At 66.0% G+C, this 22,231-nt stretch carries 19 protein-coding genes; 5 read left to right on the top strand and 14 right to left on the bottom strand.

Features of this window, described 5'->3' with window-relative positions; translation table 11 throughout:
• Positions 1-28 precede the first annotated feature (28 nt).
• Together LN450_RS21480 and LN450_RS21475 are read right to left on the bottom strand one after the other, a co-directional pair.
• Entirely contained in the window at positions 29-424 is a 396-nt protein-coding gene (locus LN450_RS21480) for an EF-hand domain-containing protein (RefSeq protein WP_011345899.1), read from the bottom strand.
• Positions 414-1,619: a DesA family fatty acid desaturase gene (locus LN450_RS21475; RefSeq protein WP_011345898.1), complete on the bottom strand. Its 1,206-nt coding sequence runs from the start codon at positions 1,617-1,619 to the stop codon at positions 414-416. Before LN450_RS21475 ends, LN450_RS21480 begins: the two co-directional genes overlap by 11 nt.
• Positions 1,620-1,766: 147 nt before the next feature.
• Here LN450_RS21475 and LN450_RS21470 point away from each other — a divergent pair, with 147 nt between their 5' ends.
• Both LN450_RS21470 and LN450_RS21465 read left to right on the top strand, forming a co-directional pair.
• Positions 1,767-2,612 carry an ABC transporter ATP-binding protein gene (locus LN450_RS21470; protein ID WP_011345897.1) on the top strand — a complete coding sequence of 282 codons (846 nt, stop codon included), beginning with the start codon at positions 1,767-1,769 and terminating at the stop codon, positions 2,610-2,612.
• 197 nt (positions 2,613-2,809) lie between these two features.
• On the top strand, positions 2,810-3,817 hold the full coding sequence (locus LN450_RS21465; RefSeq protein ID WP_008575022.1) for a TIGR00266 family protein: 1,008 nt from the start codon (positions 2,810-2,812) through the stop codon (positions 3,815-3,817).
• A 28-nt stretch (positions 3,818-3,845) separates the two neighbouring features.
• On the opposite strand, the gene LN450_RS21460 is transcribed toward LN450_RS21465, so the two are convergent.
• Positions 3,846-5,219, bottom strand: a complete 1,374-nt coding sequence (locus LN450_RS21460; RefSeq protein ID WP_011345896.1) for an amidohydrolase — start codon at positions 5,217-5,219, stop codon at positions 3,846-3,848.
• Positions 5,220-5,393: 174 nt separating this feature from the next.
• Here LN450_RS21460 and LN450_RS21455 point away from each other — a divergent pair, with 174 nt between their 5' ends.
• A complete protein-coding gene (locus LN450_RS21455) occupies positions 5,394-6,437 on the top strand; it encodes a patatin-like phospholipase family protein (RefSeq protein WP_011345895.1) in 1,044 nt (347 codons plus the stop codon).
• A 545-nt stretch (positions 6,438-6,982) separates the two neighbouring features.
• Here LN450_RS21455 and LN450_RS21450 read toward each other — a convergent pair.
• Both LN450_RS21450 and LN450_RS21445 read right to left on the bottom strand, forming a co-directional pair.
• Positions 6,983-9,181, bottom strand: coding sequence for a TonB-dependent siderophore receptor (locus LN450_RS21450; protein WP_011345894.1), 2,199 nt, complete (start codon positions 9,179-9,181; stop codon positions 6,983-6,985).
• 293 nt (positions 9,182-9,474) lie between these two features.
• Positions 9,475-9,957, bottom strand: coding sequence for an Lrp/AsnC family transcriptional regulator (locus LN450_RS21445; protein WP_003490476.1), 483 nt, complete (start codon positions 9,955-9,957; stop codon positions 9,475-9,477).
• 128 nt (positions 9,958-10,085) lie between these two features.
• On the opposite strand from LN450_RS21445, the gene phhA reads away from it, so the two are divergent.
• Entirely contained in the window at positions 10,086-10,976 is an 891-nt protein-coding gene (gene phhA / locus LN450_RS21440; protein ID WP_011345893.1) for a phenylalanine 4-monooxygenase, read from the top strand.
• Between the two features lie 137 nt (positions 10,977-11,113).
• On the top strand, positions 11,114-11,758 hold the full coding sequence (locus tag LN450_RS21435; RefSeq protein WP_008575027.1) for a DMP19 family protein: 645 nt from the start codon (positions 11,114-11,116) through the stop codon (positions 11,756-11,758).
• 226 nt (positions 11,759-11,984) lie between these two features.
• Here LN450_RS21435 and LN450_RS21430 read toward each other — a convergent pair whose 3' ends face one another.
• From LN450_RS21430 to LN450_RS21390, 9 genes are all read right to left on the bottom strand, one after another.
• Positions 11,985-13,097, bottom strand: a complete 1,113-nt coding sequence (locus LN450_RS21430) for a GDSL-type esterase/lipase family protein (protein WP_011345892.1) — start codon at positions 13,095-13,097, stop codon at positions 11,985-11,987.
• A 222-nt stretch (positions 13,098-13,319) separates the two neighbouring features.
• Positions 13,320-13,982: an RpiB/LacA/LacB family sugar-phosphate isomerase gene (locus tag LN450_RS21425; protein ID WP_008575029.1), complete on the bottom strand. Its 663-nt coding sequence runs from the start codon at positions 13,980-13,982 to the stop codon at positions 13,320-13,322.
• A gap of 233 nt (positions 13,983-14,215) precedes the next feature.
• A complete protein-coding gene (gene kduD, locus LN450_RS21420) occupies positions 14,216-14,971 on the bottom strand; it encodes a 2-dehydro-3-deoxy-D-gluconate 5-dehydrogenase KduD (protein ID WP_008575030.1) in 756 nt (251 codons plus the stop codon).
• Between the two features lie 182 nt (positions 14,972-15,153).
• Positions 15,154-16,008 carry a 5-dehydro-4-deoxy-D-glucuronate isomerase gene (gene kduI, locus LN450_RS21415; RefSeq protein ID WP_011345891.1) on the bottom strand — a complete coding sequence of 285 codons (855 nt, stop codon included), beginning with the start codon at positions 16,006-16,008 and terminating at the stop codon, positions 15,154-15,156.
• A 421-nt stretch (positions 16,009-16,429) separates the two neighbouring features.
• On the bottom strand, positions 16,430-17,488 hold the full coding sequence (locus LN450_RS21410) for a LacI family DNA-binding transcriptional regulator (protein WP_011345890.1): 1,059 nt from the start codon (positions 17,486-17,488) through the stop codon (positions 16,430-16,432).
• 141 nt (positions 17,489-17,629) lie between these two features.
• Positions 17,630-19,213: a family 43 glycosylhydrolase gene (locus tag LN450_RS21405; protein ID WP_011345889.1), complete on the bottom strand. Its 1,584-nt coding sequence runs from the start codon at positions 19,211-19,213 to the stop codon at positions 17,630-17,632.
• Positions 19,214-19,406: 193 nt separating this feature from the next.
• Positions 19,407-20,690, bottom strand: a complete 1,284-nt coding sequence (locus LN450_RS21400) for a TRAP transporter large permease (RefSeq protein WP_011345888.1) — start codon at positions 20,688-20,690, stop codon at positions 19,407-19,409.
• On the bottom strand, positions 20,690-21,211 hold the full coding sequence (locus tag LN450_RS21395; protein WP_008574483.1) for a TRAP transporter small permease: 522 nt from the start codon (positions 21,209-21,211) through the stop codon (positions 20,690-20,692). The genes LN450_RS21400 and LN450_RS21395 overlap by 1 nt, the downstream gene beginning before the upstream one ends.
• Positions 21,212-21,221: 10 nt before the next feature.
• A complete protein-coding gene (locus LN450_RS21390; protein WP_008574481.1) occupies positions 21,222-22,220 on the bottom strand; it encodes a TRAP transporter substrate-binding protein in 999 nt (332 codons plus the stop codon).
• Positions 22,221-22,231 lie beyond the last annotated feature (11 nt).

The following is a 22,231-nucleotide window of genomic DNA, read 5'->3' as shown; positions in this document are numbered from 1 at the left end:
CAGCGTCAGCCACGCGCGAAGGTGCGCATCAGCGGGGCGGCGCCAGCAGTTCGCGTGCACTCAGGTAGCCGTCGCCATCGGCATCCTGCCGCGCGAAGCGCGCGATCAAGGTGGCACGATGCGCCGCACGGGTGATCGGCTTGCCGCGACGGCCCGGCAGTTCATCGCCTTGCAGCACGCCATCGTGATCGGTATCGCGTTGATCGAAGGCGTAGCTCATCCAGGCCAGATATTCGTCCAGGCTCACCCGCCCATCGCCATCGGTATCCATGCGCTGCAGATATTGCTGGCTGTCCTGGACCTGGGCCTGCGCGGCAATCGCCGGCACACAGGCACACCACACAACCAGCAAGGCACGCACGATCACGCCACGCGCCCGGTGTACACGCACCACAGCGCGCCTGCCGCCCGGGTTACGCACCACTCAGCGCATACCCCTTGAGCCGCGCCGCATACGCCTGCAACGCGGCATTGCCGCTGGCCTCGGCCTCATGGCACCACTGCTGCAATTGCCGGAGCCGTTCGGACGCATCGTGGCTGCGCGCTTCCAGTACCGCGGTCAGCCGCGCACGGTACTCGACCAGCGTGCGCATGCGCGGACGCTGCGCCACCCATGCCTGCAACTGTGCACGCGCGTCCGGCTTGAGCCAGCGCCCGTCGTCGACCAGGCCCTTGCGCAGGCGACGCGGCAGCAACTCGCGCAGCTTGGCGCCGGTGACGGCCGCCTCTTCGCGCAACGCCGGCTTGAGCACATTGCGCTGGTAGTCGGTCATGGCCTGGAACCGGTGCGAGAGCAGCGCCTTGAGCGTGTCGGCATCGGGCACGGCGATATTGGGGCGGATATCCAGCGACGGCGCCACCCGCAACACCTTGGCAAGGCCCAGTGCCTGCAAGCCGCGAATGGCGACCCAACCGATATCCAGCTCCCAACGCCGCATCGAAAACCGCGCCGAGCTCGGGAAGGCATGATGGTTGTTATGCAATTCTTCGCCACCGATCCACAGCGCCCAGGGCGTGAGGTTGGTGGAGGTGTCGGCCGATTCGAAATTGCGATAGCCCCACCAGTGGCCCAGGCCGTTGACCACACCGGCGGCCCAGAACGGAATCCACGCCATCTGGATTGCCCACAACGCAATTCCCGGCAATCCGAACAACACCGAGTTGATCACCAGCAACGCCATCGGGCCGGCGTTGGCATGCGGCGTGTACAGATGCCGTTCGATCCAGTCGCTGGGCGCGCCCTTGCCGTATTGCTCGATGTCGGCACGCTCGGCACGCGCCTGCCGATACAGCTCCACACCGCGCCAGAAAACCTGGCCGATGCCCTTGGTCTGCGGGCTGTGCGGGTCTTCCTCGGTCTCGACCTTGGCGTGATGCTTGCGATGGATCGCCACCCATTCGCGGGTGATCATCGAGGTGGTCAACCAGGTCCAGAAGCGGAAGAAATGCGCGATGGCCGGATGGAAATCTACACCGCGATGCGCCTGGCTGCGATGCAGGTACAAGGTCACTGCAAAGATGGTGAGCTGGGTGAAGACTAGCAGCACCGCCAGCATGCCCCACACGCCCAGCCCTGCCACGCCGGAAGTCAGAACGTCGATGATCGGATCGGACAACATCGGCATCTCCACAGCAGCGCTCTCCATTTGATGCAGACATGATGGGGGCGATCGCGGCAAACTTCACCCTTCGGATGCGTAGGGTTGCACCTACATTTCTAAAGCGGTTCAGACCCCCCTTCCCCACTTCCGTCTGCTGTCACCCGTATGACTGTTGCCACCGAACATGCTGCCGATTCCACTGTCGTTACTAACGCCGCCCAGCTGATCGAACTCGACCAGGCCAGCGTGATGCGCGGCCAGGTCCGGGTCCTGCATGCGCTGAGCCTGCGCATCGCGCTGGGGCAGCACACCGCGATCCTGGGGCCCAATGGCTGCGGCAAATCGTCCTTCATCAAATTGATCACGCGCGAGTTGTACCCGCTGGCGCGCGCCGACGGTCTGCCCGCAGTGAAGGTGATGGGACAAACGCGCTGGCAGGTGGATCGCCTGCGCTCGCAATTGGGCATCGTCACCAGCGATCTGAGCGTCAATCTGGCCGACATGCCCGGGCTGGATGTGGAAAGCGCGGTGCTCTCCGGATTCTTCGCCAGCTACGTGGTGCCGCCGCATCGCGAGATCAGCGACGACATGCGTGCACGCGCGCGCGAAGCGCTGGCGCTGGCGCGCGCATTGCCGTTGGTGGACCGGCAATTTGCGCAATTGTCGGCCGGCGAAACGCGCCGTGTGCTGATTGCGCGTGCGCTGGTCAATCGCCCGCAGGCGTTGCTGCTGGACGAGCCGTCCACCGGGCTGGATCTGGTGGCACGCCAGCACCTGCTCGAGACGATGCGGCACCTCGCCCGGCAAGGCATCACGCTGGTGCTGGTGACCCATCACATCGAAGAAATCGTGCCGGAGATCGAACGGGTGATCCTGCTGCGCGCCGGCAAGGTGGTGGCCGACGGCACGCGTGAGGCGCTGCTCACCGATGCCAGCCTGTCGGCCGTGTTCGATGGCCCGGTGCGGGTGCAGCGCAATGGCGCGCGCTGTTGGGCAACGGTGGGCGAGTAAGGGCCACCCACCCGCAGCTCGCGCAGGCCGTGTCCTTGCACGAGCTGCCGGCGATGCTCCGCATTGCGATGGCGAAGCGCTCCGGACGGGCGCACAACCGCGTCACAACCACGCTCTGCAGACATGACCTTGGACACGGGACGCCGCCGCGGCGCTTGCGCTTAGACTCGCCGCACACACAGACAGGAGTCGTCCCGATGGCCCAGTGGTATTTCCATAACCCCGGACAGGCCGACCGTCTCGGCCCGCTCGACGATGCCAGCGCCCGCGCGCATGCGCAGCGCCAACCCGATGCGCTGGCCTGGCGCGACGGGCTCGATGGCTGGACGCCGGCCCGCCAGCTGGCCGAGCTGCAGGGCAGCGGTAGCGCGCCGCCGCCGTTGACCGGCATGAGCGGGCGCGCAGATGAGATCGACTACCGCATCGTCGGCAACGACATGCAGTTCGTCGAAGTCGAGCTGGACCCCGGCGAAAGCGCCATCGCCGAGGCCGGTGCGCTGATGTACAAGGACGCGGCGGTGCAGATGGACACCGTGTTCGGCGACGGCTCGCATGCCGGTCAAAGTGGCGGCGGGCTGATGGGCAAGCTGCTGTCGGCCGGCAAACGCGTGGTCACCGGCGAAAGCATGTTCACCACCGTGTTCACCCACGCCGGCAGCGGCAAGGCCAAGGTCGCTTTCGCCGCGCCCTACCCGGGCACGGTGCTGGCGCTGCGCCTGTCCGAGCATGGCGGCCAGCTGATCTGCCAGAAGGACAGCTTTTTGGCCGGCGCGCGCGGGGTGTCGCTGGGCATCGCCTTCCAGCGCAAGATCCTCACCGGCCTGTTCGGCGGCGAGGGCTTCATCATGCAGAAGCTCGAAGGCGACGGCTGGGTGTTCGTACATGCCGGCGGCACGGTCGTCGAACGCGAGCTGGGCCCGGGCGAGCGTATCGACGTGGACACCGGCTGCGTGGTGGCCTACCACGCCGGCGTGGACATGGACGTGCGCCGCGTTGCGGGCCTGAAGAGCATGTTCTTCGGCGGCGAAGGCGTGTTCCTGGCCACCCTCACCGGCCCGGGCAAGGTCTGGCTGCAATCGCTGCCGTTCTCGCGCATGGCCGGCCGCATGCTGCAGGCCGCCCCGCAAGCCGGCGGCCAACAGCGCGGCGAAGGCTCGGTGCTGGGCGGCCTGGGGCGGTTGCTGGATGGCGATAACCGCTTCTGACCAACATCCCGGCGCGGCCGCGCCCATCTCAGGAGGGGGGCGGCATCACGTTCATCACCGCCAGCGTCATCGCTTCCACGCCGGTCCGGATGCTTGGCTGCGGCACCGGCGCGAAGTCCGGCGAATGGTTCACCGGAATCCGCTCGCCCGTTTGCCGGGCCTGCTGCAGCCACTGCGGATCGAGTCCACCGATGCCGAAGTAGAACGACGGCACGCCGGCAGCGACGAAGGCCGAATAGTCTTCGCTGGCGGCACTCGGTTCGCGCTGGCGCTCGGCATCGACCCCGAACGCCTGCGCAAAAACCGCCCCGGTACGCTCGGCCAGCGCTGCATCGTTGATCACCGCCCTGGACCCGCGCTCGCCCAGGGCGATCTGCGGTACCGGCGCGCCGGCCATCTGCGCACTGGCCAGCGCGGTACGTCGCACGCCGTCGAGCAGCTTGTCGCGCACCTGAGGGTCGTGGCTGCGGATGGTGCCGCGCAGCTGCGCGCGGTCGGGGATGACGTTGCCAGCCGTGCCGGCGTTGAACGCTCCAATGCTGACCACGCCAAACGCAGCCGGGTCTTTTTCGCGACTGATCACGCTCTGCACATCGACAACGAAGCGCGCCGCGATCAGGATCGGATCGATCGTCGCGGCGGGCATCGCCCCATGCCCGCCCTTGCCTTGGAACACCACCTCCAGCGCATCGGAGTTGGAGGTCACCGCCCCGGCCTTGTAGAACACATGGCCGTAGGCATCCGGACCGACATGCAGGGCAAAGCCGTAGTCCGGCTTGCCGAACCGGGCAAACAGGCCATCGTCAAGCATCGCCTGCGCACCGCGACCCTTTTCCTCCGCTGGTTGGGCGATGAACATCAGCGTGCCGCGCCATTGGGCGCGCAGCTGCACCAAGGTTGCGGCCGTGCCGACCCAGGCCGCCATGTGAATGTCGTGACCGCAGGTATGCGCCACATAGGTATCGCGGTCACTGGACTGCAGATGGACGTCGCTGGCGTACGCCAGCCCCGTGGTTTCCCGCATCGGCAACGCATCTAGTTCAGTGCGCACCATGATCGTGGGGCCGGGGCCATTGTGATACATCGCCACCAGCCCAGTCCGGCCAATACCCGCGCTGACATGAAACCCCAGCGCGCGCATTTCCTTGGCCAGCCGTTGCGCAGTCGCGGTTTCCTCGAAGCCCAGTTCGGGGTGCTGGTGCACGGTCCGGTATAGCGCCTCCCAACGTGGATAGTCCCGATCCAGAATGCCATCGACCTGCCGCTTGACCGCTACCGCGTCCAGCGCATGACAGGGCGATGCGGCTAGCAGCAGTGACAGTGCCAGTCCACGCAGCGGACACCGCGCAGACGCGTGATCGAAGATGCTGCTGCTGCAGACTGTGCGTTTGGCCGAGTCCATGCCCTACGGTACCAACGCAAGGACGCCCGATACCATCAGGGCAGGCGAGGTGTGCGCGCAGCGCGCAATATCTGCGCATGACGCCCTGCCGCCCGCCGCCAATGCAGACCGGCGGCCAGGGCTGCGGCGTGTATGCTGCGCCGCTGTCCACATCGCGCCCTGTGCACGCTCGCCATGACCGCCTTTCCTAGCAAGTGCCTCCTGTTGTCCCTGTCCCTGTCACTGGCCGGGCTGCTCAGCGCCTGCGGGGGCGAGCCACGCCCGGCGACACCGGCGCCGGTGGTGCAGGCACCTTCGGCCGCAGCCCCCAAGCCCATCAAGATCGGCGTCGCGCTCGGTGGTGGTGCGGCCAAGGGCTTTGCGCATATCGGGGTGATCAAGATGCTCGAGGCCAACGGCTTCGCACCGGTGGTGGTGTCTGGCACCAGCGCCGGCAGCGTGGTGGGCGCGTTGTATGCCAGCGGCATGGATGCGTTCCAAATGCAGGAAAAGGCCGTCGCGCTCGACCAGACCAGCATCCGCGATGTGCGGCTGTTTTCCGGTGGGCTGGTGCAGGGCCAGAAGCTGCAGGACTACGTCAACGAGCAGCTCGGCGGCAAGCCGATCGAAAAACTGCGCAAGCCGTTCGCGGCGGTCGCCACGCGGCTGGAAGATGGCGAGCGTACCGTGTTCGTGCGCGGTAATGCCGGCCAGGCGGTACGCGCGTCCAGCAGCATTCCGGGTGTATTCGAACCGGTGACCATCGGCAAATACCACTTCGTCGATGGTGGCGTGGTCAGCCCGGTGCCGGTGGATGCGGCGCGCCAGTTGGGTGCCGAATTCGTGGTGGCGGTGGATATCTCCAGCAAGGCCAGCGGCAAGAATCCGGGGGACCTGCTGGGCACGGTGAACCAGTCGATCTCGATCATGGGCCAGCGCCTGGGCGAGGCCGAACTCAAACGTGCCGACGTGGTCATTCGCCCGAAGGTCAACGAGATCGGCTCGGCCGATTTCAACCAACGTGGTGCGGCGATCCTCGAAGGCGAGCGCGCCGCAATGGCGGTGATGCCGCAGATTCGCGCCAAGATTGCGCAACTGCAGGCCGCGCGCAGCAGCGCAGTCCGGACCGCCGCCGACCAGGCCAAAGCGGCCAAGCAACAGGCGTACGAGCGCTGCCTGGAACAACGCTCGCGTTGGGAAAAATTGCGTGGCACGGATGAGGCCTGCGTGGCGCCGTGAGCCGGCTGCGCTGCGCTGGAGAAATGGATTGCGGCCGTATGCGGCCGTGGGCGGGGCGCACATGCACGCAAGGACTCCGCCGGCGATGCCTGTCGCGCGCGCCTGCCGGCCATTCGCATGCGCCTGCACAGTCGGTCCGCTGGATGTCGTGGGTGCTCGGGCCAGATGTCATCGGCACGGCATCGCGGCCAGGGCCGCTCCTACAATGGCCTGCGCCGCAGCCCTCGGTGTTGCGGCATGCGTGCGCGCCAAGGGAGGTGCTGGTGGGTGCCTGGTCGCAATGAATGCACCCCATGTGGGGCCTGCACCCGACGTGGTGGCTGGTGCGGACGGCGGGCTTGGCCGAGTCGTGGCAGTTGAGGACAAAACGTCATCGAGATGGCGTCGTGGCCGAGGGCTCGACGACGACGACCTGCCTCGTTGCACCGCGCTTGTAGGAGCGACCTGGTCGCGATGCCGTCCCGGTCACCACACCGCACGCATCGCAGCGTAATGCGCGTCGCTCGGCCGCATGCCTCGCTCAGGCGTCTGCATCGCCCACGACCTCAATACCGCCAACGCAGCGACACGCTGACAAAGCGCGGTTCGCCGTAGTTCTGATAATCCAGATTCGCCCAATAGGTCTTGTCGAACGCATTGCGCACCGCCAGCGTGGCGGTCCATTGGTCGCTGATGCGGTAGTTGGCGTTGAAATGCACCAGCGCGTACGGGTTCTGCACCACGGTGACCGGGGTGGTGGCGCCAGTGCCGTCGCCGGTGGGGCGCGCGATATTGAAGCCGCGCACCGCGCTCTGCCAGCTCACGCCGCCGCCGATGCTCAAGCGGTCCCACGTCCCCGGCAGGCGCCACTGGGTGGAGAGCTGCAGATAATCTTCGGGCAGGTTGGCGTAGATCGCATCGGTCGGCGCGCGCGTCACCTTGACGTGGGTATAGCCGGCGTTGATGGTCCAGCCGGGCAGCACTTCGCCATTGAAGTCCACTTCCCAACCGCGGCTCTTGGTGCCGTCCACGCCGATGTACGCAGAGCTGCCATCCGGCAGCGAGGCTTCCGGCTGGGTCATGTCGCGCACCGCGTAGTTGTCCTGCTTGGCCTCGAAGACGGCAGCAGTGGCCATCGCATGACCATCGAACAACTGCGCCTTGATGCCGGCTTCCAGGTTGGAGCCTTCCACCGGTGCGAGCAGGTTGTTGTCCTTGTCGCGGTAGTTCTGCGGATTGAAGATTTCGGTGTAGCTGGCGTACACCGACACATCCGGCACGATGTCGTAGACCAGACCCACGTACGGGGTGACTTCGTCGCTGACGTCATAACGGCCGCTGGTGCCGGTGTAGCTGCCGCTGGCATTGAACGCCTGGGTGCGGGTCTCCCACGAACTCAGTCGCGCGCCGGCAATCAACGACAGCGGGTCGGCCAGCCGCAAGCGCGTGGAGGCATACACGCCGCGCTGGGTGGTGCGTGCCTGGCGACGCGCACCGGTGCGCGTATAGGTCACTTCCGAAGCGTCGCCATTCCAATGGCGGATGTTGGGAATGAAATAGCAACGTTCGCTGCCGCAGGTGGCCCAGTCGTCGGGATAGGTCTGCGCCAGGGTATAGGTGGTCGATTGCAGGTCCTGCCAGCTGCCGCCGATCACCACATCGTGCTGGCGGCCGAACAGGGCGAATCCGCCGGACAGATACACGTCCACGCTATCGCGCGTGTCCTGCGTTTCGCCAGCGTTGGCGCGCAGAAACACGCCGCTGCCATCGGCGGCCGGGTAACCGGTGCCGTAGACGCGCAGGCTCTGCACGGCGCCCTTGGTGTGGGCGGCGTTGACGCGCAGCAACCAGTCCTGCCCGAAGCGTTGTTCCAGGTTGGCAAACGCGGTGCTGGTTTCGCGCTGCCAGCGGGTCCATTCCGGCGCCATGTTGGTCGAGCGCGACAGGTTGGCGAAGGAGCCGTCGGCCGCGAAGAACGGCACCGTGCCCCAGGTCGAACCGACCGGGGTGTTGTCCTGGCGCTGGTAGCCCACGGTAAGCGTGCTGCTGTCGGTCAAATCGCCTTCCAGCACCGCCATGCCCGACATCTTGCTGTCGTGGTAGCGGTCGTAGTAGTAATCGCGATCCTGCCAGGCGGCCACCACGCGGCTGCGAAAGCGTCCGTCTTCGGTCAGCGGCGCGTTGACGTCGGCCTGCATGCGGCGGAAATCCCAGGTGCCCGCACTCACCCCGAACGCGGCATCGAAGTCCTTGCCCGGGCGCTTGCGCAACAGGTTGACCGTGGCCGAGGGAATGCCCGCACCGGTGAGCAGGCCATTGGCACCGCGGATCACCTCGATGCGGTCGTAGAAGACCGTGTCGTATTCCTGGTTGGTCGCACCGCTGTAGGTGGGCAGGCCATCGACCTGGAAGTCGGTGATCTGGAAACCGCGCGCGAAATACAACGGGCGCTGGGTGTCGTAGAACGACACGTTGACGCCGGTGACGTTGCGCATCACATCGTCGATGCTGAACAGCGATTGCTCTTCCAGGCGCTGCAGCCCGATCACGCTCACCGATTGCGGCGTTTCCTGCAAGGTCAGCGGCAGGCGTGTGGTGGTGGCCGGCTGCGCGCGGCTCACCGTGCCGTTGACGCTGACCTGATCGAGCGTCGTGGCGTTGGTCGCGTCGGCGGATTCGGCGGCATGGGCGGCGGGAGCCAAGGTCGACAGCGCGCACAGCAGCGCGGCAGGCAACAAGCCAAGGGGAGCGATGGCAGCAGACATGGGGCGTTCTCGTCGATCGCTGCGGACGCAGCGCGTCACGCAACAGGGAAAGGCACAGGCACACGCAGGCGTCCACTCGAACCGGCTGGCTGACCCTGCGTGGGCTGGCGATGCGACACGAACGACATGGCCGGACGCGGCCAGGATGTGAGGTAAATGTAAATCGTTATCGTTTATGTGGCAAGCAGCACGTTTCTTGCGTCCGCCTGGAAACCGGCGCGACGCCGGTGCGTCTTGCCGGCTGCGGCATGCGGGCGGCGCCCTGCCCTACCGGCACGCGGCTGGTTTGCACCTCAGGCCAGATGCGACAGCGGCAGACCTTCCGGCGCCTTCACCGTGCGCAGCACGAAGCTGGAATTCACATCCGACACGCCGGTGGCATTGAGCAGGCGATCGAGCAGAAACCGCGAGAAGTGTTCCAGGTCGCGGACCTGTACCTGCAGCAGGTAATCCATGTCGCCGGTCAGCGCCCAGCACGCCACCACCTCGTCCCAGCCGCGCACGCCCTCGGCGAAATGTTCGATGTCGGCCTGCCCGTGCTGCTCCAGCTGCACGCGCACGAACGCCTGCAAGCCCAGCCCCAGCGCGCGCGCGTCCAGGCGCGCGCCATAGCCGGCGATGATGCCGGCCGCCTCCAGCCGCTGGGTGCGGCGCAGGCACGCCGACGCCGACAGATTGACCTGCACGGCCAGCTCCGCATTACTGCTGCGCCCCTGCGTCTGCAGCAGGGCGAGCAGACGCAAATCGGTGCGGTCCAGGGCGATGGGTTGATCCATATGTTGCGCAGCAGCAGACGATGACGCACGAATCTTGCGCCAATCCGCTTGCACCGCGCAAGATTCGCAATCCCGTTGCGCGCACATCCGGCCTAAGGTGACGGCTGATCACCGGGAAGAGCCGCTGCATGAATACCGCCCCGCAACGCGTCGAAAACCAGCTCACCGACAAAGGCTATGTGCCGGTCTACACCACCGCGGTGGTGGAGCAGCCGTGGGACAGCTACAGCGCCGACGACCACGCCACCTGGGGCACCTTGTATCGGCGCCAGCGCGAGCTGCTGGTGGGCCGCGCCTGCGACGAGTTCCTGCAGGCGCAGGACGCGATGGGCATGGGCGAAACGCACATCCCGCGCTTCGATGCGCTCAATCGCGTGCTGCAGGCGGCCACCGGCTGGACCCTGGTCGGCGTGCAGGGCCTGCTGCCGGAACTGGACTTTTTCGAACATCTGGCCAACAAACGCTTTCCGGTGACGTGGTGGATCCGCCGGCCCGATCAGATCGATTACATCGCCGAACCCGATCTGTTCCATGACCTGTTCGGCCACGTGCCGTTGTTGATGAACCCGCTGTTTGCCGACTTCATGCAGGCCTATGGCCGCGGCGGGGTCAAGGCGCACGGCATCGGCCCGGACGCGCAGCAGAACCTCACCCGGCTGTACTGGTACACGGTGGAATTCGGTCTGATCGACACGCCACAGGGCCTGCGCATCTACGGTGCCGGCATCGTGTCGTCCAAGGGCGAATCGCTGTATTCGCTGGACTCGCCGGCACCCAACCGCATCGGGTTCGACCTGCAGCGCATCATGCGCACGCGCTACCGCATCGACAGCTTCCAGAAGACCTATTTCGTCATCGACAGCTTTGCGCAGCTGATGGAGGCCACCGCGCCGGACTTCACCCCGATCTATGCCGAGCTTGCCCAGCAACCGCAGGTGCCGGCGGGTGACGTGCTGCCGGGCGATCGGGTGATCCAACGCGGCAGCGGTGAGGGTTGGAGCCGCGACGGCGACGTGTGAGGTCGCTGCCGAGGTCACGCCGACCAACCGCTGCGCGGCGGTGCGGCGCGGTCACGATGCCGCGATGTGACCTGCATCGACTCGACACCACCGCCGACGCGCACTAAGGTCAAACCTCCCTACATCGCCTTCGCTCAATGGACCTGACGCATCTGCGCATCCGGCGCTTGGAGCTGGACGACACCCGCCTGCTGTTCACCCTGGCCAACGGCATCCGCATCGACGAGCCCATCCAGGCGCATCGGCTCCTGCTCAAGGCATCGCCGCCGCAACGCGCGCAATGGCAGATCACCGAGGACGGCTTCGGGGTGAACTGGCCCGCGGTGGCGCCTCCCACCGCGGAGGGCCTGCTCAACATGCCCGAGTTGCTGTGGCGCCGCCGCGCTGCCCGCGCCCAGGCCAAGCTCGCCCAGTTGCGCGGGCGCATGGATGCGCTGTCGCCGGGCGAACGCGAACTGATCGCGCTGGCGCGGCTGGATGCGGACATGAACGAGAGCGGCTACGCCCGCTATTTCGACCGCTGGGATGCGGCGACCCGCAGCGATGCTTTGCGGGGTCTGGCCGCCATGGGCGCGGCGCAAGCGCGTCAAGCCATCGAGGGCCTGGGCGCGGTGTTCGAGCGCCTGGAAGAAGATCCGAATCTGCTCAGCATCGAAGACATTCTCGATGCCATGAGCGACACCGACCGCCAACGCGTGGATGGGTGGGAAGAGGTCTACTACCGCCGCTCGGCCGAACTGGCGCGCCTGGGGCTGACGCACTACGGGGTGGATAAGGCCTGACGGTGCTGGAAGGCTTGCATCGCTGGATGTCGGCCGCGACCACCCCTGACATGGTTTGTGCGCCGGCGTGATCGGCTGTCTGCCGTCGCTGGCTCCTGCCGCTGATCCACTGCAGCCATCTGCACGTGGAAGCAGGCGACTCGCAGGCTGGCCGTGCCTGACGACAACTCAGCCCATTTGAAAAACGCAGCGCTTCGTTGCAGCTGCGCTGTCTGAGGCGCGAGGGCTACTTGGATGCGGTGTACGCCAGCAACAGCACCAGCGGTTCTTCGCCGGTTTGCTGCAAGGCGTGCGTGCTGCCCGGCCGCGTCAACAACGCATCGCCAGCGGCGACATCGTATTGCTTGCCGTCCAGCGCATATAAACCGCGCCCACTGACGATGTAATAAATCTCATCCTTGTCGTGCAGATGCAGGCCGATGCCGGCGCCCTTGTGCAGCACGCGTTTGCGCAGCACGAATTTCAGCGCCGGTGCATCTGCGAAGAACGGATACGCCGTGGTCGGGCCGGCGCCGCCATGCGGGCCGGGCTGTTCGCGGGCGAGATCGCGCTCGTGCACCACCAGCGAGGGATGCGCCTGCGCGGCGCGTTGCGCGCTGGTGTTGGGCGCTGCGCCGCAATCGGCATCGCGGCGCAGTTGCGGTTTAAGCGCTGGTTGCAGCTGCACCCAACCGTGCACCACCAGGCAGGCGATGGCGGTCGCGCCGGCGCGGCTGAAGTGGGTACCGTCGGCCTTGCCCTGTTCGGGCACGAACAGGAAATACGGTTTGGCCGCCTGCTCGCCGAGTGCGCGGATCCAGTCGCTGGAACTGGCGTTGAGATCGATCAGGCCAACGTGTTCCTGCGCGGCGAGTTGCTGCATCGCCAAGGTGTAGCGACCGTGGGTGTCGAGCAACGCGCCGAAGTCGTACAACAGCCGGGCAGCCGGCGTAATCAGGATGGGCGTCGCGCCTTTGTCGCGCGCAGTGGCGACATAGCGGCGCAGGAACTGCACGTAGTCGGTCGTGGGATCGGTGTAGCGCGTGGGGTCTTCGCGTTTGGCATCGTTATGGCCGAACTGGATCAGCAAGACATCGCCGCGCTGCAATTCTTTTGCGATGGCATCCAGCCGCCCTTCGGCGATGAAACTGCGCGTGCTGCGGCCGCCCTTGGCGTGATTGCGCACCTGCCATTGCGCCGGGTCGAACCAGTCCTGCAGCAGCTGGCCCCAACCGGCTTGCGGCGCGCGCTCGGCGCCGTATTGGGCAGCAGTGGAATCGCCAGCGATAAAAATGCGCTGTGGTGCGGCGTGGGCGATGCATGCAAAGAGCAGCAGCAATGCGAACAGCAGCAGACGCATGATGGGCTCCGGGAACAATGCTAAGGACGCGACGCTGTTTCCTTCTCCCATCGGGAGAAGGTGCCCGAAGGGCGGATGAGGATGCGGCGGCAAGGAAATGCAGGACGGCCGTCCTGTCTTCTCAAGCCCTTCAAGCCTCCCCCGTTCAAGCCAGCTGTCTTCCGCCTTATCCTCACCCCAACCCCTCTCCCGGCGGGAGAGGGGCTAAAACGCACCGACTAATTACGCAGCTGCTGCAGCAGCTTCGGTCTTGCCCAGCAGGCCGGCAACGAAGTTGCGGATTTCAGCATCCTGGGCGTTGTCGAAGAAGCACTGCTGGAAGCGCTCGCCGCCGATGGCCTGCTTGATCAGTTCCGGGTCGATGGCGCGCAGGCCGTCCAGGTACGACTTGGCGGTGGCCTGCTTGAGCTGGGTCAGGATGCCGGCGTTGGCCTGCTGCGATTCGCGACGCTCGGCCGGGTAACCCATGCCACGCTCGCCGCTGAAGGCCTTTTCGAAGATGTAGCGCACGTTGATTTCCGCACCCCAGCCGTAGCCCTTGGCAAACGCCAGCGACAGCGCGTTGCCGTTGTTGACCTGGGCAAACAGGTAGGCGTCGGTCGGCTCGATGCAGTAGCCGCAAAACACGCCCGGATGGGCGTTGAGCGACATCATCGCGCCCTGGCCGGTGCCGCAACCGGCAACCACGAAGTCCACCGCCTTGGAGTTCAGCAGCAGGCTGGCGACGATGCCCAGGTGGATGTAGGTCAGGCGGTGGTCGTTGTCGCCGTCCATGCCGACGTTGAACACGCTGTGGCCCTGCTCGCTGGCGACCTCGTTGAGCTGCTGCAGGATCACCGGGTTCTTGGCGGCCTGGCTAAACTCATTCATGAGTGCGATTTTCATGGGGATGCTCCGATTGGTTTGGGGAAGTTGTGTCGACTGTGGAGTCGGTTGGTGTGCGCGCCTGGGTGCGGTCTTGATTCGCTTTTCAGGTGCGTTGTCGGTGAGCGATCAGGTTCTGAAGAACGTGTCGGAGCTGCGGGACGCGTCTGGTCATGTGCATGCACCCCGACCCTCATCCGCCCTTCGGGCACCTTCTCCCAATGGGAGAAGGAGAGCCGTACAGAGGCGAGCGCTTAGCGCGCCAGCCAACCACCGTCGACCGGAATGATGGCGCCGTTGACGTAGTCCGACGCGCTGCTGGCCAGGAACACCGCGGTGCCGCCCAGGTCGGCCGGCACGCCCCAGCGCGCGGCCGGAATGCGGTCCAGGATGGCCTTGTTGCGGTCTTCGTCGGCACGCAGCTGCGCGGTGTTGTCGGTGGCCATATAGCCCGGTGCGATGGCATTGGTGGTCACGCCCTTGCTGGCCCATTCGTTGGCAAGCAGGCGGGTGATGCCGGCGATGCCGGACTTGCTGGCAGTGTAGGACGGCACGCGGATACCGCCCTGGAACGACAGCATCGAGGCGATGTTGATGATCTTGCCGCGGCCTTGCGCGATGAAGTGACGGCCTGCGGCCTGCGCCATGAAGAAGGCCGATTTCAGGTTGACGTTGAGCACGTCGTCCCAGTCCTGCTCGCTGAAATCCACCGCATCGGTGCGACGGATCAGGCCGGCGTTGTTGACCAGAATATCCAGCCCGCCGAGGCCGGCGATGGTCTCCTCGATGATGCGCTGCACCGGCTCGATGCTGATCAGGTTGGCTTCGATGGCGATGAAGCGGCGGCCCAACGCCTTGACCTTGGCTTCGGTCTCGGTGGGCGCCTGGATGCCGGCGGCAGCGATGTCGGCACCTGCCTCGGCCAAGGCCAATGCGATGCCCTGGCCCAGGCCGGTATTGGCACCGGTGACCAGTGCGACCTTGCCTTCGAGACTGAACGGATTGCTCATTACCTTATCGCTCCTGCTGGATGTGCCGTGGTGTGATGAGTAAGCCGCGCAGCGCGCGGCCGGGTTGTACGAACTGCTGTAACGCCGGCGCCCAACTGGGTCGCGCCAGCGTTGTTGGCGCTCGCCTCGCACAAGGCGGCGTCATGTCTGGCCTGGTGGGTGCCGGCGCGTCGATGCAGGCCTTACTTGAGCTGGCAGATGTCCAGTACGTGCATGTCGGTGTAATCCAGGTTTTCGCCGCCCATTGCCCAGATGAAGGCGTAATTGCTGGTGCCGGCACCCATGTGGATGGACCACGGCGGCGACACCACCGCTTCGTTGTTCTGGATCACGATGTGGCGCTGCGCATCGGGTTCGCCCATGAAGTGGTAGACGCGGTCGTTGGCGCCCAGGTCGAAATAGAAATACACCTCGCTGCGGCGGTCGTGCAGATGCGGCGGCATGGTGTTCCAGACGCTGCCGGGCTTGAGCACGGTCAGGCCGAGCAACAGCTGCGAGGACTGGCAGGTGGCCGGCACGATGTACTGGTAGATGGTGCGCTCGTTGCTGGTTTCCAGCGCACCGCGCTCCAGTGCCACCGCATCCTTGATCGAGAGCTGCTTGGTCTCAAAGCGCGCATGCGCCGGCGTGGAGGCGAGATAGAACTTGGCCGGGTTGGCCGCGTCTGCGGAGGCAAAACTGACATCGGTGCTGCCCATCGCCACGTACAGGCCGTCCTTGGGCCCCAGCGTGTAGGCGGTGCCGTCCACGGTCACCGTGCCGGTGCCTGCGCCGACATTGAGAACGCCCAGCTCGCGACGCTCCAGGAACGGATGCCCCGCGGCCGAGGCGGGCTCGGTCTGCCTGGGCAGTTCCAGCGTCTTGCCCAGCGGCGCGGCGCCACCGAGCACGAAGCGCTCGTAGTGGGTGTACTTGAGCGTCACCGCGTCGTCCACGAACAGCCCATCAAGCAGATACAGCTCGCGCAGCGCGTCGTTGCTGGCGCCCTTGATGGCGTCGGGATGGGTGGCGTAGTGCGTTTTGCAGTACAGGGACATGGCACTTCTCCAAGGCAAGCAAGGGGGAACGTGGGCTTGCACGGGGCTAGTCTACCGACTCTGGTTAACCGGTGTCATTGCGCAGTGCACGAAAGACGGTGTCGGTGGACGCACGGACTACCAACTCCCTTCTCCCATCGTGAGAAGGTGCCCCGCAGGGGCGGATGAGGGTACGAGGCTGCGCGCTGTGTTGAAGAGCACAGCTTGCTTTGTGGGTGGTGGCCTATTGCCTTCCGGCGCAAGCCTGAGCTTTCTAAATTGGCTGCCTGCCGCCTTACCCTCACCCCAACCCCCGCTCCGCGCCCCGGCCCGCGCCAGCGGCGCGGGCGCTCCAAGGCACGCGCGGCGATGCCGCGCAAGCTGTGCCTTCTCGCCCCGGCGGGAGAGGGGCTTTGTTCCTCTTCCGCCAGGACCAAGTAGCTCAATCTTCCGGCGGCTGGCAGGAGTCGCGCACGATCAGGTGCGGCCGCACGCTGGCGGTGGGCAGCTGCGGCGCGTTGTCGGGCTGGATCAGCATCGCCGCGGCGGTGCGGCCGGTGTCGCGGGTGTGGCGGCGCACCGAGGTCAACGGCGGCCACAGCCGCGAGGCCAGCGAGCTGTCGTCGTAGCCGATCACCGAGAGCTGGCGCGGGATACTGATGCCGGCGCGCAGGGCGACCTTGTAGATACCGGCGGCCATTTCGTCGTTACCGGTGAAGATGGCGGTGGGGCGCTTCTTGCCCAGCAGCAGCTTTTCGGCCGCCGCCACGCCCGATTCGAAGGTGTAACCGGCTTCGACGATGCGCTCGGGCGGCAGTTCGATGCCGCGCCGGGTCAGCGCGTCGGCAAAGCCGGAGGTGCGCTCGATCGAGGAGCGGTAGGCGCTGGGGCCGGTGACCAGGGCGATGTCGCGGTGGCCCAGCGAAAGCAGGTAATCGGCCGCCTCCGCTGCCCCGTCGCGGTCGTGGGTGATCACCGTCTGCGAGGTGGTGTCCAGCGCGATCGAGGCGATGCGGGTGTAGCGGCAACCGATCTCGGCCAGCATGTCGGCCAGCGCCTGGTCTTCGGAGGCGCGTGGCACCAGGATCACGCCGTGCAGCTTCTGCGCCTGCGCAAAGCGGCGCACGCCTTCGATATAGCCGGGACTGCGGCTGTCGCAGGGGTGCACCACCAGTTCGAAGCTGGAACCGCGCAGCGCGTCCAGCGCGCCGTACTGCATGTCCACGATGTATTGCGCGGTGGGGTTGTCGTAGACCATGCCGATCAGGAACGAACGGCGGAACGCCAGCCCGCGCGCGAGCGGATCCGGCGCATAGCCGACCTCGCGCATCAGCGCCTCGACCTTCTCGCGCGTGTCCTGCCGCACCAGCGGCGAATTGTTGATGATCCGCGAGACGGTCTTCTTGGACACGCCCGACATCCGCGCGATGTCGTTGATCGTTGCGACCCGACCCTTCGGCAGGCCAGGCATTCCCTCTTCAGGCATCTTGCGGGCGGGCATAGCGGTCAACCAGTAAAGTTGATTGGATTCTACCGGCCCGACGGCCGGCAGACCTGAGCGAAGCCTGCCGCTGCACCGGGTCCGCCGTGACGGGCCCGCCACAGCAGGCAGCGCCACGACATGCCCGCCGATGCAGAACGGTCAGTCCAGGGCGCGGTAGCGGAAATTGCGGAATTCCACCTGGCCGGGGCCTGCGGCATACAGCGCCGGCTTCAGGGCCAGGAACTTGCCGGCCACGTTGTGGTGGTAACCGGACACTTCCATCTGCACCGGGTACTTGGTCCAGGCCTTGCCATCGGTGCTGCTGTGAATGGTGACGATGTGGCGGTTGTTGGTGACGCGCAGCCATAGCGTGCCGCCGTTGGTGCTGGGCGCCAGCGTGGCCGGGCGTTCCTCGCCGTAGCGATGCATGACGAACTGTTGCCCATTGCTGCCGACGCCGGCATAGAGCTTGTCGCTGTAGAACAGCAACGCCCCGCCCTGTCCGCCCGGTGACACGGTCATCTGCACTTCGAACTGGTAGGCCGGGTCGGTGGCGATCACCGTCAGCGGCGAAGCGTCGCGCGGCGCGCTGCCCTTGCCCTGCAGCCGCAACACGCCATTGCCCACCTGCAGGCGCTTGGCCTCGTCGGCGGCCGGATTGAAGAACGCCCACTGCGGGCCGAGCGTGCTGGCGCGGAAATCGTCCGACAACGCCAACCCGTGCGGCAGGGCCTGCCCACTGGGCTTTTTCAGCGGCGTGCCCAGGTCCCCACCCTTGGCGACGAACCAGCCATCGGGCGTCCATTCGATCGGGTCCAGCAGCGCCTGCCGGCCTAGCGTCCAGTAGCCGTTTTCGTAGCCGTGGTAGAGCATCCACCAGCGCTTGTCGGTGCCCTCCACCAGGGTGGCGTGGCCGCGCGACCACCACGGCTCCTGCGCGCTCCTGGTGCGGGTGATCGGGTTGTTGGGCGCGTTCTGCCAGGGGCCGTGGATCGAGCGCGAACGCGCAGTGATCACCATGTGCCCGGTCGGCGGGCCGGCGGTTCCGCCCACGGCGGTGGTCATGTAGTACCAGCCGTTGTGGCGGGTGATCTTGGGGCCTTCCTGGGCGTAGCCTTCCACGTCCCAGCTTTCCGGATATTTCCAGCCGTCGTAGACGTGCTTGGGGGTGCCGACCACCTTCAGGCCGTCATCGGACAGCTGCACGTAATCGCCGCCGCTCAGGAACAGGTAACGCTTGCCGTCCTCGCCCACTGCATGGCCGGGGTCGATGTATTTGCCCAGGCCGATGTCGATCGGCGCGCTCCACGGGCCTTTGATGTCGTCGGCCCAGACCACAAAATTGCTGCGCTCGCCCTGGTCGCCGCGCCGCGCCGGGAAGTAGATGTAGTAGCGCTTGCCGTGCTTGATCAGGTCCGGTGCCCAGATCGCGCCCACGTTCTGGGTGATGGCGTGGCCCAGCGGCTGCCAGTTGACCAGATCGCGCGAGTGCCAGATCGGCAGGCCCGGGTAGGCATCGAACGAAGACAGCGTGAGGTAGTAATCATCGCCATCCTTGAGCACCGACGGGTCGGGATGGTCGCCGGCCAGCACCGGATTGAGAAAGCTGCCATCGCCCTGGTCGGCGATGCGCTGGTGCTCGATACCGCGCTTCCAGTCCGCCGCAGCGCTCAGGCCGGCGCACAGCAGCAAGCCGCCGGCCATCGGCCAACGCCATCGGGATGAAATGGGACGCACACGCATGCTCTCTCCTAGTCCCGGATGCCGGGCTTTACCACGATGGCGCGCAATGCCACCGGTTAACCAGATGCGACAGAGCCTCCCGCCGGCAGCGACGCCTGACGCGCCTGCATGTGGATGGCAGGCGCTCGTTACCACGCGAACAAGCCGTACCGACCGCCCGTTTGCCGTTACGCAATCACGCAATCGCCCCAGCTCAGGCGCGCAGGGCGCGCGGCAGCCACAGCGACAACTCAGGGAAAAAGGCAACGATCAACAGCACGCACAACGCCGCCAGCCAGAACGGCCAGATGGTGCGCATGCTTTGCGCGATGGTGATCTGCCCGATGGAAGTACCGATGAACAACACCGAGCCGATCGGCGGCGTGATCAGGCCGATACCGCCGGCCAGCACCATCACCAGGCCGAAGTGGATCGGGTCGATGCCGTAGGCCTTCACCACCGGCAGGAAGATCGGCGTGCAGATCAGGATCTTCGGCGCCAGGTCCATGAACATGCCCAGCAACAGCAGCATCACCACGATCATCAACAGCACCATGTTCTTGCTGTCGGCAATGGCCTGCAGGAACTTCACCGCTGCCGCAGGCACCTGCAAATAGGCCAGCAACCAGCCGAACACCGCAGCGGTGGCGATCACGAACAGGATCACGCCGGTGGTGCGCGCCGCATGCGTCACCGCCGCGAAGAACTCGGCCCAACGCAATTGGCGATACAGCAATGCGGTGACGATCAATGCGTACACCACGGCAATGGCGGCGCTTTCCACCGCGGTGAAGATGCCGGCGCGAATCCCGATGAAGATCAATCCGACCAACCCCAGGCCGGGCAGCGCACCGATCAGGCGCAGGGCCAACGCACGCCAACCGGGAAAGGCTTCGGTGCCGTAGCCGCGATGACGCGCCACTGCATAGCCGGTCACCATCATCGCGGCGGTCATCAACAACGCCGGAAAGATGCCGGCCGCGAACAGATCGGCAATCGACAAGCCGCCGCCGGCTGCGGCCGAGAACAGGATCAGGTTATGCGAAGGCGGCACCAGCAAGGCCACCAGCGCAGCGGTCATGCTCACGTTCACCGCGTAATCGCGGTCGTAACCGCGTTTGATCATCTGCGGAATCATGGTGCCGCCCACCGCCGAGACATCGGCAATCGCCGAGCCGGAGACGCCGCCGAAGAACAGCGACGACAGCACGCTGACCTGGCCCAGACCGCCGCGCACACGCCCGACCAACGACGAGGCCAAGGCGATCAGGCGTTCGGAAATGCCACCGCGCAACATCAACTCGCCGGCGAAGATAAACAGCGGGATCGCAATCAACGACGCCGAGCCGCTACCGGCAGAAATCTGCTGCACCAGCACTACCGTGGGCAGGTCCAGATACAGCAGCGTGGCCAGTGCCGCCGCGCCCAGGGCGTAGGCCACCGGCACGCCGATCAACAGCAGCACCACGAAGGTGCCCAACAACATGGCGATGCCCATCAGCGCACTCCTCCAGCATGGACCGGGCGCAGCACACGCCACAACTTGAACACGGCAAACAGCACCATCAGCGCACCGCCGATCGACAGCGGCAGGTAGTTGATGCTCTGCGGCATCTGCGCACCGGCCATCTTGATATCCAGCCCGTCCAACAGCAGCGCCGCGCTCCACCACGCCAGCACCGCGCCAATGGACATGATCATCAGCGGGCGGATCACTTCGAACATCTTGCGCACCAGCGGCGGCACGTGTTCGCCCAGCAGGTAGAAGCCGAAGTGGCGGTTGGTATGCACGCCGGCCGCCGCGCCCAGGCTCAGGGCGGTGCTCAGCAGCAACAGGGTTACCGGCTCGGTCCAGCTGGGCGAGTCGTTGAGCACGTAGCGGGTAAACACCTGCCAGCCCTGCACGACCACCAGGCCCAGCAGCGCCAAGGAGGCCACGCCCACGGCGATATCGGAAACGCGGTCCAGCGCGCGCTGCAACGGCGCGACCGGGACGGCAACAGTCTCGGGTTCGGTCATCGGGTCACCTCTATGCGAAATCGCGGATGCGGCGGTACAGCGCTTCGATCTCCGGCTGCTTGCGGTATTCGGCCAGCAGCGGGGCAGCGGCGGCGCGGAACGCCGGCATGTCGACCTGGTTGAGCTTCACGCCGTAGTCGATGACCTGCTTGCGCGCCACCGTCTCGGAGGCATCCCACAAGTTGCGCATCACCGGCACCGAGGCACGCGCCAGTTCCACCACCAGGCCGCGGTCGGCCGCGCTCAGCGATTGGAAACTCTGGCGCGACATCACCAGGATGTCCGGCGCGTAGGAGTGTTCGCTCTGCGACCAGTAATGCGCGGCTTCGAAATGCCGGCTGGACTGGAAGCTGCGCATGTTGTTTTCCGCACCGTCGATCATGTGCGTTTCCATCGCCGAGAACGTCTCGCCCAGCGACATCGGCGTGGGGTTGGCGCCCAGCATGCGCATCAGCTTGAGGAAGATGTCCGACGACGCCACCCGCAATTTCAGGCCCTTGAGATCTTCCGGGCGATGCAGCGGATGCTTGGTGTTGTAGAAGCAGCGCGCGCCCGAATCGTAGATGGCAAGACCGACCAGATCGCGCTGCTCGAAGCTGCGCAGCACGCTGTCGCCGACATGCCCGTCGATGGCCCGGCGCAGATGCGGTACCGAATCGAACACATACGGCAGGCATAGCGCCTGCGTGAGCGGGAAGGTGTTGTTCAACGCGCCCGAATACACACGGGTGATGTCGATGGCGCCAAAGCGCGCCATGTCGATCGCCTCCGACTCGCGGCCCAGTTGGCCGGAGTGGTACTGGCGCAGCTTGAGCCGGCCATGGGTGCGTTCTTCCAGCTGCTTGCCGAACCAGCGCACCGCTTCCACGGTGGGGTAATCGCCGACGTGCACATCGGTGGCGGTGAGCAACTGCCCGCCGGGAATCGGCGTGGTGGCGCCGGCACCCAACCAGGGGGCGGCAGCCGCGGCGCCGAGCCCGGCACCAAGAAAATGTCTGCGTGTGATCATTGGCGCCCTCC

It is taken from the genome of Xanthomonas euvesicatoria pv. euvesicatoria, assembly GCF_020880415.1.
Taxonomy (GTDB): Bacteria; Pseudomonadota; Gammaproteobacteria; order Xanthomonadales; family Xanthomonadaceae; genus Xanthomonas; species Xanthomonas euvesicatoria.
This window is presented reverse-complemented; position numbering and strand designations above follow the sequence as displayed.